Below are 11,693 nucleotides of genomic sequence, written 5' to 3'. Positions count from 1 at the left end.
ACCGTCACGGCCGGGCCGTCAGGCGCCCTCGGCCGGCAACGCCTGCAGCTGCGCGAGCACCGCCGGATCCTGCACGTCCATCCAGGCGATCAGGTCGCGGAACGGAACGCAGTAGGTGTCGGGCTGCCCGCACTTGCTCACCACGAAGTCGGTCAGCGCGTTGGCGTAGGCGCTGTTGTTCCACTCGTTGAAGTGGTTGCCCAGGATCAGCGGGGCGCGGTTGCCGTTGTAGGTGGCGTTGTACATGTCGTTGTACGTGGCCAGCACCTGCGCCTGGTCGCCCGCCGACTCCTCCGGGGTCACGCCCTTACTGTCCGCGTTGCGCTGCGTGTAATAGAAGTTGTAGTCCATGGTGATCTGCCGCTTGCCCGTGCCGTTGATCGGGAAGGTGGCCATCCCCAGGCGCCAGATGCCGTACTGCGGCGACTTCTTCGGCCACGAGATGCCGGTCTCGGTGAACGAGGAGTCGTAGCTCATGTTGTGCGCGATCAGCGCGGGGAACAGCTCCTCGGCCTTGCCCTCCAGGCAGGGGGTGCGCTCGCCCTTGACCATGTCCGGGGTCAGCTTGAGGTCGTCCATCTGCACGCCGGGGTTGTTCGCCTTGACGTTCTTGACCAACGAGAAGAACGAGTCCAGCTCGCTGTTCCAGTCGGCCGTCGTCCACTGGTTGCCGCTGGGCTCGGCGCCCGCGCAGAAGTGGCCGTTGAAGTGGGTGCCGATCTCGTTGCCCTCGTCGATGGCCTGGTTCAGGTCCTGGATCTCCACCGGCAGGTCGGCCGGGCTGTTCCAGCTGATCGACGAGTTGCCCGGGCTGTGACCCGGCCCCTGGTAGGCCATCTTGGTCTGGTCCGAGAGCATGTAGGTGCCGGACAGGAAGCCGGTGAAGTGGAACGGCACCTGCTTGCCGACGTCGAACCAGTGCTGCCACTTCTCGTGCCAGCCGACGCCGTCGAAGCTGACCACGATGAACTGCGGCGGCTTCTCGCCGTCCTTGAGCTTGGTCGGCACGAAGCCGGACGGCATGGCCACGCCCTCCTGCACCGTCCCGTCACCGGACTGGGTGGCGGTGGGGCTGGCCGAGGTCGACGCGCTGGCCGACTCGGACGTCGAGGCCGCGGCACTGGAGGTGGCCGGCTCGGAGGCGACCGCGGACGACTCCGGGCTGCCCGTGACGAAGCTGGTGACGGTGACGTCATCGGCGGCGTTGGAACTGCCGCAGGCGGTCAGCACCAGCGCCAGCACTCCGGTCGCCGCCACCAGTGCCTTGTGCCGGCCCACTCGCCGATGTCCCACCCGCATGAATCCCCGCTTTCACAGTCCCTGCACGGCTGACCCATAGCCGGGCACACGAATTCTGAGGCTACTGTCCGCTGCCAGGCGTGCGATCACGGTGAAGGCCGGGCGCGCGGGTCGCGTGCGCCGTCGGCGCCCAACCCGGCGCGGCCTATGCTGGCCCGTCATGACCAGCGGAGCCCCGCCGAACCCGCCCCCACCTGCATCGATACCGCCCGGGTCGGACCCGGACGGATTCCTCGCAGCCCGACCGTACACCGCCCGCTCCCTGTGGGTGGAACTGGTCGTCGTGTTCCTGATCACGCTGGGCACCAGCGGGCTGTCCTCGTTGGTCAGCCTGATCGATTCGCTGCTGGCCGCGGCGCCGCTGTCCTCACAGAGCGTGGCCATCGTGGTGCCGCAGGCGCAGGCGTCCCTGCTGGACCTGGCCCGGCAGGTGATCCTGATCGTCCGCGGCTTCGCCTGGGGCGGGCTGGGCCTGTACCTGCTGTGGCGCAGCGGGGTGAACCTGCGTGCGCGGCTGGGCCTGGACCTGCGTCGACCCTGGTCGGACCTGGGCGTCGGGGTGGTGCTGACCGCGGTGATCGGCATCCCCGGCATCGCGTTGTACCTGTCGGCGGTGGCCATCGGCATCAATCTGACCGTCGCCCCCTCGACGCTCAACGACGTCTGGTGGCGGCTGCCCGTGCTGATCGGCGCGGCCATCGAGAACGGCTTCCTGGAAGAGGTTCTCGTCGTCGGCTACCTGATCACCCGGCTGGAACAACTCAAGCTGCCGGGCTGGGCGGCGATCGGCATCTCCGCGGGTCTGCGCGGGTCGTACCACCTCTACCAGGGGTTCGGCGGATTCCTGGGCAATGCGGTGATGGGTGTGGTGTTCGCCTGGTGGTTCCGCCGCACCCGACGGCTGTGGCCGCTGATCATCGCCCACTCGCTGCTGGACATCTTCTCCTTCGCCGGTTACGCCCTGCTCAAGGGCAGCGTGAGCTGGCTACCCTGACCGCCGGCCGGGCCGCGCCCTACCGGAGGGTGAACTGCCGGCCCAGGATGCCGTCGCGGGCGCGCCGCTCGGCGTCGGTCAGCGGCTCGTCCACGGCCAGGGCGGCGGCCAGCCGGTCCGCGAAGGCCCGCGCCGGTTCGTCCCACTCGCTCGGATGGGCGTCCCGGTCCAGATCCCATACCGGCACCAGCCGGCCGTGCGCCCGGAACGAGCCCACGTACCGCGAGCCGCTGCCCAGATCGAGTTGGTCGGCGACGTGCAGCCGGGCCAGCGCGGCCATCAGCGGCGGCTCGTCCTCGGGCCGCACCCAGCGCAGGTGGGCGCGTTCCCCGGCGTCCACCCAGTAGGCGCCGGGCAGATCGGCCACCCGCGCGGTCGGCATGATTGCCGCGTTGGCCCGCTCCAGGGACAGCGCGACCTCGCTGCCGGGCACGATCTCCTCCTCCAGCCACCAGGAGAAGTCGTCGTAGACGGTGACGTCCAGCGGCTCGTCGACGATCAGGTCGCCGTACCGGTTGCCGACGGTGGCCCGGCCGATGACCGAGAGCACCGACGACGGCTCGGCGGCCAGGGCCCATTCCAGCGCCGCGGCCAGGTCCCGAGACAGGTCGCCGGTGTGCGTCTGCACCTGCATGCCCAGCAGGATCGAGCGGTCCGACCGGGTCAACGCGGCCGCGGCGCCGGGCAGCACGCTGGCCACCGTCACCGACGGGATGTCCGCGCGCGGCTCGATCAGGGTCAGCGGCGCGCTGGCCGCCGGCAGGAACTCGCGCAGCGCGATCAGCTCGGTCTCCGCGGCCAGCCCGGCGAAGGGCCGGGTCACGATCAGGTCGGCGGCGTCGGCCGACCCGTGGCAGGCCTTGTAGCGGCGGCCGGACCCACAGGGGCAGGGGCGGCGCGGATTCTCTGGCGAGCTTTCCTGGGCACCGTTCTCGGCGAGCGCGGTTCCCCCGGCGCGGCGGTTCTTCTTGGACACCCGGTCACGGTAGCCGACGCCCGGGTCGGACCGGTGCGGGTCAGCGGCCCCGGGTCGGCGCCGGAGCCTGCACGATCCAGCCGGTGGGGATCGGCGGCCGCCGGCGCAGCCGCCCGGCGAACCGCAGCAGCATGGCCGCTCCGAGGCCGGCGGTCACCGCCCCGGCCAGGTCGACCAGGATGTGCAGCTCGACGGTGTCGGCGATGGCCTGCAGGCTGCCGCCCAGTCCGCGGGCCAGCGCGGTCAGCATCAGGGCCGCCGATACCACCCAGCTGACCCACCAGCCGATGGTCAGCCGGGATGCCCGCCACGGCCGGTCGGCCGGGGCGTCCTTGGCCCGCAGCATCCGATCGACCTCGGTGACGATCTGCCCGGCGCCGTACAGGTTCCACCCGGGAACCAGCAGCCGGGCCAGCACCGCGGTGCTCGATCGGGCTGGCGCCATCCCCAGCCGCCGCGCGGCGACGGGATAGGTGCGGGTCACCGCGACCGCCGCCGCGAGCAGCGCGGCCAGCCCGAATACGACCACGCCGGCCCCGGCGGCCGCGACGAACAGGTCGCTGGCCCGGACGGTGGCCCCGGACAGCACCATGGTGCGACCCTGCAGCAGCAGGGTGAACCGCCAGAACTCGGCGGCCGCGGCGATCAGCCCGAGCGCGGCGGTGGCGGCGGCCAGTCCGGCCGCCAACCGCAGCCCACCGGACGGGTCGCGCCGGGGCGGGGCGGCCGGGCCGGGATCGGCGTCCTGCCAGACGACCGGCGGGAACGCCCAGCGCGGCGGCCGGCCCCGGTAGCTCGGGGGACCTGCGTACGGGGGCCGGGCCGGCGGTGCCGACCGGCGGGGCGGGCCGCCGGGCGGCGGATGCGCGACCCACCGGTGCCGCAGGTACCCGCAGTGGGCGCAGCGGTCCCCACCGTTGTCCGGCTGCCGGACCCGGCACCGCGGGCACACCGTCGCCCGCCCGACCGGCGGGGCGCCGGGGCGGTCCACGCTCATCCGAACGACCTGCTCACCTTCCGGTCCACGCGGTCAGATGACCTCGGGGGCGGCGTCGCCGTCGGCCTCCAGCGGCCGGCCCGCCCGGGCCCAGCTGCCCATCCCGCCGGCCACGTTGACCGTGTCCCAGCCCTGCTGGTTCAGATACGCCGTGGCCCGCGCGGAGCGGCCACCGGAGCGGCAGATGACGTAGACCGGGTTGCCGTCGGGCAGGTCGTCCAGGCGGTCGGCCAGCTGGGTCATCGGCACGTGGACCGCGCCGGGAGCATGGCCGGCGGCCCACTCGTCGTCCTCGCGCACGTCCAGCAGGACGGCGTCGGCGGGAACCTGGTCGACAGTGACTTCGGGGATGGGTGTGCTCACGGCCCCATGATGGCACCGGCACGATCGGGGCGTGGCCCGGACTCGGCCGGGCCAGAGTTAACACGGCCGTTCCACCTGATCCATCTGCAGCGCGCAGCATGACCACACTGGGACCGGGCCGCACGGCACGGCCCGGTGCGGCTCGACCTGCCAGCAACGAGGGACAACACATGGACAGCTTCGATCTGGTCGTCATCGGCTCCGGGCCGGCCGGGCAGAAGGCGGCGATCGCCGCGGCCAAACTGGGCCACCGGGCCGCCGTCGTCGACCGTGGCCACATGATGGGTGGCGTCTGCATCAACACCGGCACCATCCCGTCCAAGACCCTGCGCGAGGCGGTGCTGTACCTGACCGGGCTGAGCCAGCGCGAGCTGTACGGCGAGGCCTACCGGGTCAAGGAGGACATCACGATCGGTGACGTCGCCAGCCGGATCGCGCACGTGGTCAATCGCGAGGTCGACGTGGTGCGCAACCAGCTGACCCGCAACCACGTCGTCGTCCTCCCGGGCACGGCGACCTTCGTCGACCCGCACACGATCCGGGTCGCGGCCGCCGACGGCACCAGCCGGCTGCTGCGCGGCGAGAAGATCGTCATCGCGGCGGGCACCAAGCCGGCCCGGCCCGACTCGGTGGACTTCGACGGGGAGACCATCGTCGATTCCGACCAGATCCTGAGCATCGACAAGGTCCCGGCGTCCATGGTGGTCGTCGGCGCCGGCGTCATCGGCATCGAATACGCCTCGATGTTCGCCGCGCTGGGTACCAAGGTCACCGTCGTGGAGTCCCGCGCCACCATGCTGCCGTTCTGCGACGACGAGATCATCGAGGCCCTCAAGTACCACCTGCGTTCGCTCGCGGTGACCTTCCGCTTCTCCGAGACCGTGCTGGAGGTGCAGAAACACCCGGCCGGCACGCTCACGGTGCTGCAGTCGGGCAAGAAGATCCCGGCCGACACGGTGCTGTACTCGGCCGGAAGGCAGGGCGTCACCGACGAGCTGAACGTGCAGGCGGCCGGCGTGCCGGCGTCCAACCGGGGCAAGGTCGAGGTCAACGAGAACTTCCAGACCGAGGTCGAACACATCTACGCGGTCGGTGACGTCATCGGGTTCCCCGCCCTGGCCGCCACCGCCATGGAGCAGGGCCGGCGGGCCGCGTACCACGCGTTCGACGAGCCGGTCGGCAAGCTCGGCGACCTGCAGCCCATCGGCATCTACTCGATCCCCGAGATCAGCTTCGTCGGGCGCACCGAGGGCCAGCTGACCGCCGAGAGGGTGCCGTTCGAGGTGGGGGTGGCCCGCTACCGCGAGCTGGCCCGGGGGGCGATCCTGGGCGACTCCTACGGCATGCTCAAGATCCTCGTGCACGCCGAATCGCGAGAGCTGCTGGGCGTGCACGTCTTCGGCACCAACGCCACCGAGCTGGTGCACATCGGCCAGACGGTGATGGGCTGCGGCGGCACCGTGGACTACCTGGTCGACGCGGTCTTCAACTACCCGACCCTGGCCGAGTCCTACAAGGTGGCCGCCCTGGACGCGGTGAACAAGATGCGGGCCATCGCCAAGGTCACCCAGACCGGGGTTTACCGGCCGCTGCCGGAATAGCGCTCGTCTCCGGACACCGGGCCGCCCGGTAGGGTCGGCCCCGTCCGACGGGCGTACGGAGGTGGCGGTGACCGGGTTCCGGGTGCTCATGGTGTGCACCGCCAACCACTGCCGGTCCCCGATGGCCGAGCAAATGCTCCGGGACGCGGCGGCCCGCCGGGTCGGCGAGGGCGTCTGGTCGGTCGGCTCGGCCGGCACGCACATCCCCGGTCCGTGGCCCCTGCACCCGCACGCGGCGACGGTGCTGGCCGCCCGGCTGCCGGCGGTGCAGCCGCACACCTCGCAGCCGTTGAGCGCGGCCGCGATCACCGCGGCGGATCTGATCCTGACCGCCTCCCGCCGGCACCGCGGCGAGGTGGTCAAGACGGTGCCCTCGGCGATCGGCCGGACCTTCACCATCCGGCAGTTCGCCCGGCTCTGCGACGCGGTGCCGCCGCTGAGCACCGGCGGCGCGGACGTGGATCGGGCCGACCCCGGGGACCCGGGCCGCCGGCTGGTCACCGAGGCCAAGCTGGCCCGCTCGTCCCTGCAGCCGGTGCCCGGCGAGCAGGAGGACCTGCCGGATCCGATGGGCGGTTCGCTGGCCGATTTCGAGCTCTGCGCCGACCGGCTGCAGGACGCGATCACCCGGATCCTGCGGCCGCTGAGCTGACCGCGCCGGTTACTTGACCAGCCGGGACAGCCGGCGGTCGGCCAGCTTCTTGCCGCCGGTCTGGCACGTCGGGCAGTACTGGAAGGACCGGTCGGCGAACGAGACCTCGGCGACGACGTCCCCGCAGACCGGGCAGGGCAGGCCGGTGCGCGCATGCACCCGCAGCCCGGTGCGCTTTTCCCCCTTGAGCCGGGCGGCCTGACCGCCGACCGAGCGCAGCACGGCGTCGGTGAGCACGGTGGCCAGCGCGTCGTAGAGCCGATCGAGCTCGTCCGGGGACAGCTTGGCCGCCGTCGCGAACGGCGAGAGCCGCGCGGTGTGCAGGATCTCGTCCGAGTAAGCGTTGCCGACGCCGGCGATCACCCGCTGGTCGGTGAGCACGTTCTTGATCCGGCCGGTCTGGGTGGCCAGCACCTGCGCGAGCGCCGCGCGGTCCAGGTCCAGCGCGTCCGGGCCGAGCCGGGCCACCCCGGGGACCGCTCGCGGGTCGGTCACCACCGCCGCCGTCACCGACTTCTTGGTGCCGGCCTCGGTCACGTCGAACCCGCCGCCGCCGCTGAGGGCGACCCGCAGGGCGATCGGCCCACCCATCTTCGGCGGCCGCGGCGAGATGGCGTCCGACCAGCGCAGCCACCCGGCCCGGGCCAGGTGCAGGATCAGGTGCAGCGCGTCCGGGGTCCCCGGCGACGCGTCCGGGCCCGGGGCGGTGACCAGGTCCAGGAACTTGCCGTGCCGGCCGGCCCCGGTCACGGTCCGGCCGACCAGGGCGGACGCGGGCGGGTCGTAGGTGGTGAGCACGTTGAGTGCGGCCACGCTCACCGCGGTGATGCGCTGCCCGCCGGCGTGCTCGGTCAGGAACGCGGCCAGCGCGGTGACCTCCGGGAGCTCGGGCATCGGTTCAGCCTGCCAGAGGTCGACCGAACCCTCCACCGGCCGGAATCCGGCCGGTCAGGAACCGGCCCCGCGGTGACCGGCCCGATGACGGTCTCGGTGGCTCAGGAAGAACCGGACCAGCTCCACCGAGGCGTCCGGCCCGGCCGGATCGGTGTAGCTGCCGGCCGGTTGGCCACCGAACCAGGCGTGACCACCACCTTCCACCAGCCAGGACTCGACCATGGTGCGACCGGCGGCATCCCGATGGACGGTCCGGGTGTACCCGCGGCGCCCGTCCTCGGCGGGGACGACGTCGATCGTCTCCTGCAACCCGGTGTGGTCGCCGGCCAGCGCGGCCTGCACCACCTGGTGCGCGTTGACCGCGGCCACGGTGCTGTCCCGGGTGCCGTGGAACACGATCATCGGGACGGGGCCGTGGGTGTCCGGAGCGCCCCCGCTCTGCATCACGCCGAACGCGGACCCGGCATCGGCCGCGGCCCGGTAACCCACCTCCGAGTGCACGCCGACCGCGGTGAACAGCTCCGGATGCGCCGCGGCCATCACGGCCGCCATGGCTCCGCCGGCCGACAATCCGGCGACGAACACCGCGCCCGGATCGATCGGCAGCTGCGCCATCACCTCGGCGACGATGCCGGCCAGGATCCCCGGTTCGCCGGCCCCGGCCTGCTGGTCCTGCGGCCGGAACCAGTTCCAGTAGCCGCCCGGGTTCGCCTGCGTGGACTGCTCCGGGTAGGCCACCACGAAGCCGTAGTGGTCGGCCAGGCAATCCATGTCCGTGCCGACCGCGAAATCGGCGGCGGTCTGCGCGCCGCCGTGCAGCATGACCACCAGCGGCCACGGGCCGCCGGCTCGGGCCGCTGCCGCCGCCGCTGATGCCGCCGCCGCTGATGCCGCTGATGCCCCTAAGGCCGGGGGGACGTACAGGCTGTAGGCGCGGGACCCGTCCGGGCCGGTGAAGGTGCGGCGTTCGCGCTGACCCTGGGCCTGACCCCGCTGCGCCGGCGGATCGATCAGACCTGGAGCACTGCCCTGCTCGCCGACCGATCCCTCGACCCGGCGGGTACCCAGCCGAAAGAACGTCATGAGAGGTGTGCCTTCCTGTCAGCCGGCGGCCCCAGGGAGGTACCCGTGCACCGGTCGCTCAATCGGCCTGGACCGTCGCCGGACCGTCGCCGGACCCGTCGGATGATCCGTTCAGCCTCGCACGGCCGGGGCGGCGAACCAGCCGTTGCGCCGGGCCGGATCTGTGAGGTGCGCGGCACGGCGCGCTGCTACAGACTGCTCGGATGGCGACCGCGCTCCGCCCGACCAGGGCCTTCCGATGACCGCCGTCCGGGCGCTGCGCCGGCAGCCGAAGGTGGCGGTGATCGGCTCCGGCTCCTGGGGCACCAGTGTGGCCTCGATCATCGCCCGGCACTCGCCGACGGTGATCTGGGGCCGGTCGGCCGAGGTGGTCGACCAGATCAACACCGGTCACACCAACGAGCGCTACCTGCCCGGCTACGCGCTCACCCCGTCGCTGACCGCGACCACCGACCTGGCCCGGGCGGTCGAGCCGGCCGACATCTTGATCATGGCGGTGCCCTCGCACGGCTTCCGCGGCGCGCTGGACGACCTGGCCCCGTTCCTGCGCCCCTGGGCGCCGGTGGTCAGCCTGGTCAAGGGCCTGGAGCAGGGCAGCCGCAAGCGGATGACCGAGATCGTCGACGAGGTGCTGCCCGGGCACCCGGCCGGCGTGCTGGCCGGCCCGAACATCGCCCGCGAAGTGGCCGCCGGGTATGCCGCCGCGGCGGTGATCGCGATGCCCGACCAGCACCTGGCCGCGCAACTGGGCGAGCTGTTCCGGACCAAGTACTTCCGCATCTATTCGTCCTCCGACGTGACCGGCGTGGAGATCGCCGGCTCGCTCAAGAACGTGTTCGCGATCGCCGTCGGCATGGGCGACGGCGTCGGCAGCGGCGACAACACCCGCGCGATGGTGATCACCCGGTCGCTGCGGGAGATGACCAAACTGGGCACCGCCGTAGGCGGGCAGAGCGAGACGATGACCGGGCTGGCCGGCATGGGCGATCTGGTCGTCACCTGCACCAGCAAGTTCAGCCGCAACCGGCACGTCGGCGAGGAGATCGGTCGCGGTGTTCCGGTGCCGCAGATCCTGGCCGGGATGAAGCAGGTCGCCGAAGGGGTCAAGACCGCGTCGGTGGTGATGGAGATGGCCGCCGAGTACGGCGTGGACATGCCCATCGCCCGTGAGGTGGACGCCGTGGTCAACCACGGCTCCACCCCCGAGCGGGCCTACCGCGGGCTGCTCAACGAGGCGCCCGGCCACGAGGTGCACGGCGCGGGCTGGTGAGCCCGCGCCGCGGCCCCGGCGGCCGGAGTCGCCGCTACTGGCGGGCGAAGCCGATCTGCAGGTCGTCCAGGTAGTCGGCGGCGAACCCGGCCTGGGAGTAGGCCAGGTAGAAGTTCCACATCCGGATGAACGTCTCGTCGAAGCCGAGGGCCTGGACCTGCGGCAACCGGTCGTTGAAGCGGTGCCGCCACTGCTCCAGGGTGGGCACGTAGGAGTGGCCCAACCGGCGGGTCTCCTGGATGCGCAGCCGGGTGTGCTCGGTGACGACCTGGTCGATCGCGGTCATCGACGGCAGCGCCCCGCCCGGGAACACGTACTTGTGCACCCAGGTGTATCCGTTGCGGGTGGCCAGCAGCCGCTCGTGGGCCATGGTGATCGCCTGCAGGCTGAGCCGGCCCCCCTCGGCGAGCATCCGGTCGATCGCGCCGAAGTAGTCGGGCCAGTACCGCTCGCCGACGGCCTCGATCATCTCCACGCTGACCACCGCGTCGTAGCTGCCGGCCTCGCGGGCCGCGTGCACGCGGTAGTCCTCCAGCAGCACGTCGATCCGCTGGGACAGGCCGGCGTCGGCGATCCGGCGCAGGGCCAGCTCCCGCTGGGCCTCGGACAGGGTCAGCGTGGTGACGTGCACGTCCCGGGTCCGCGCGGCCCGCATGGCCAGCGCGCCCCACCCGGATCCGATCTCCAGCACGCGCATGCCCGGGCGCATCCGGGCCAGGTCCAAAATGGCATCGATCTTGCGCACCTGGGCGGTGTCCAGGTCGTCGCCGGGTTCGAACCAGGCCGAAGAGTAGGTCAGGCTCGGGTCCAGGAACAGCTCGAACAGGTCGTTGGACAGGTCGTAGTGCCGGTGGATGTTCTCCCGCGCGCCGGTCGGGGTGTTCTCCTCCGGGCGCGGCGGGCGACTCTGCCAGGTGTGCCGCAGGGCCTGCAGCGGTCGCGGCACCAGCACCGACATGCGGTGGGCCAGCACCTCCAGGACGGCGGCCAGCTCGTCGGTCGCCGCGTTCGCGGCCGCCGGATCCAGCGCGCCGGCCGGGTCCTGGCGATCGGCGGACACGCGCCAGCCGCCGGTGGTCATGTCGCCGGTCATCCAGGCCTCACCGAAGCCGATCAGGCCGTCCGCGCCCAGCCGGGCGAAGAAGTTGTCCGGCCGGACGAGCTGCAACGCCGGCCCGCCGGCACCCCAGCGGCTGCCGTCCGGGAACTCCAGCGACATCGGCAAGGTCCGCACCGCCGCGGCGGCCAGCCGGCGGGCGATCGCCGCATGCACCGGCACCTTCGGCACGTCGAACAGCCCCGGCCACACGCCGGCGGCCGGCCACGGCGTGGGGTGCCGGCGAGTTGGGGTCAACAGAGCCATGTACGCGCTACTCCCTCATAGGTCGGTCGGTCGGGTCCAGGCGGAGACCGGACACCGAGGTGACCGGCTCGACCCCACCGACACAGGAGATTCGGTGCCGTCCGTCCTGCGGATCGGTGGGGGCCGGGTCGCGCCTATTCTCATCGATCGGCTTCCTCCGGCACTCCGCGCGCAGCCGAGGGCTCGGCCGCGCGACCGATG

11 protein-coding genes are annotated in these 11,693 nt (G+C 72.3%); 4 read left to right on the top strand and 7 right to left on the bottom strand.

Translation table 11 applies throughout. From position 1 onward, the window contains the following. Positions 1-18: 18 nt before the first annotated feature. Positions 19-1,257, bottom strand: a complete 1,239-nt coding sequence (locus tag NAMU_RS01070) for a polysaccharide deacetylase family protein (protein WP_138179875.1) — start codon at positions 1,255-1,257, stop codon at positions 19-21. Between the two features lie 202 nt (positions 1,258-1,459). On the opposite strand from NAMU_RS01070, the gene NAMU_RS01065 reads away from it, so the two are divergent. Beyond that, positions 1,460-2,293, top strand: coding sequence for a CPBP family intramembrane glutamic endopeptidase (locus NAMU_RS01065; RefSeq protein ID WP_012814124.1), 834 nt, complete (start codon positions 1,460-1,462; stop codon positions 2,291-2,293). 19 nt (positions 2,294-2,312) lie between these two features. Here NAMU_RS01065 and NAMU_RS01060 read toward each other — a convergent pair whose 3' ends face one another. Genes NAMU_RS01060 through NAMU_RS01050 form a run of 3 tightly spaced genes read right to left on the bottom strand, consistent with a single transcriptional unit; the run spans position 2,313 to position 4,629 of the window. Next, positions 2,313-3,269 (bottom strand): DUF5926 family protein, encoded by a 957-nt coding sequence (locus NAMU_RS01060; RefSeq protein ID WP_012814123.1) that lies wholly within the window; start codon positions 3,267-3,269, stop codon positions 2,313-2,315. Between the two features lie 40 nt (positions 3,270-3,309). Then, positions 3,310-4,266 carry a DUF4328 domain-containing protein gene (locus NAMU_RS01055; protein WP_012814122.1) on the bottom strand — a complete coding sequence of 319 codons (957 nt, stop codon included), beginning with the start codon at positions 4,264-4,266 and terminating at the stop codon, positions 3,310-3,312. Between the two features lie 33 nt (positions 4,267-4,299). Beyond that, on the bottom strand, positions 4,300-4,629 hold the full coding sequence (locus tag NAMU_RS01050; protein ID WP_012814121.1) for a rhodanese-like domain-containing protein: 330 nt from the start codon (positions 4,627-4,629) through the stop codon (positions 4,300-4,302). A 170-nt stretch (positions 4,630-4,799) separates the two neighbouring features. Here NAMU_RS01050 and sthA point away from each other — a divergent pair, with 170 nt between their 5' ends. Both sthA and NAMU_RS01040 read left to right on the top strand, forming a co-directional pair. Then, on the top strand, positions 4,800-6,230 hold the full coding sequence (gene sthA, locus NAMU_RS01045; protein ID WP_012814120.1) for a Si-specific NAD(P)(+) transhydrogenase: 1,431 nt from the start codon (positions 4,800-4,802) through the stop codon (positions 6,228-6,230). A gap of 67 nt (positions 6,231-6,297) precedes the next feature. Beyond that, on the top strand, positions 6,298-6,882 hold the full coding sequence (locus tag NAMU_RS01040) for an arsenate reductase/protein-tyrosine-phosphatase family protein (RefSeq protein WP_012814119.1): 585 nt from the start codon (positions 6,298-6,300) through the stop codon (positions 6,880-6,882). Between the two features lie 9 nt (positions 6,883-6,891). Here the strand turns inward: NAMU_RS01040 and NAMU_RS01035 are convergent, their stop codons facing one another. Further along, positions 6,892-7,776, bottom strand: a complete 885-nt coding sequence (locus NAMU_RS01035) for an Fpg/Nei family DNA glycosylase (RefSeq protein WP_012814118.1) — start codon at positions 7,774-7,776, stop codon at positions 6,892-6,894. A gap of 54 nt (positions 7,777-7,830) precedes the next feature. Further along, positions 7,831-8,859, bottom strand: a complete 1,029-nt coding sequence (locus NAMU_RS01030) for an extracellular catalytic domain type 1 short-chain-length polyhydroxyalkanoate depolymerase (RefSeq protein WP_012814117.1) — start codon at positions 8,857-8,859, stop codon at positions 7,831-7,833. Between the two features lie 238 nt (positions 8,860-9,097). On the opposite strand from NAMU_RS01030, the gene NAMU_RS01025 reads away from it, so the two are divergent. Continuing rightward, positions 9,098-10,129, top strand: coding sequence for an NAD(P)H-dependent glycerol-3-phosphate dehydrogenase (locus tag NAMU_RS01025; protein ID WP_012814116.1), 1,032 nt, complete (start codon positions 9,098-9,100; stop codon positions 10,127-10,129). 34 nt (positions 10,130-10,163) lie between these two features. On the opposite strand, the gene NAMU_RS01020 is transcribed toward NAMU_RS01025, so the two are convergent. Next, positions 10,164-11,492, bottom strand: coding sequence for an SAM-dependent methyltransferase (locus NAMU_RS01020; protein WP_012814115.1), 1,329 nt, complete (start codon positions 11,490-11,492; stop codon positions 10,164-10,166). Between the last annotated feature and the right edge of the window lie 201 nt (positions 11,493-11,693).

Source organism: Nakamurella multipartita DSM 44233 (assembly GCF_000024365.1).
GTDB classification, from domain to species: domain Bacteria; phylum Actinomycetota; class Actinomycetes; order Mycobacteriales; family Nakamurellaceae; genus Nakamurella; species Nakamurella multipartita.
The sequence above is the reverse complement of the archived record's forward strand: the minus strand, read 5'-3'. Positions and strand labels throughout refer to the sequence as shown.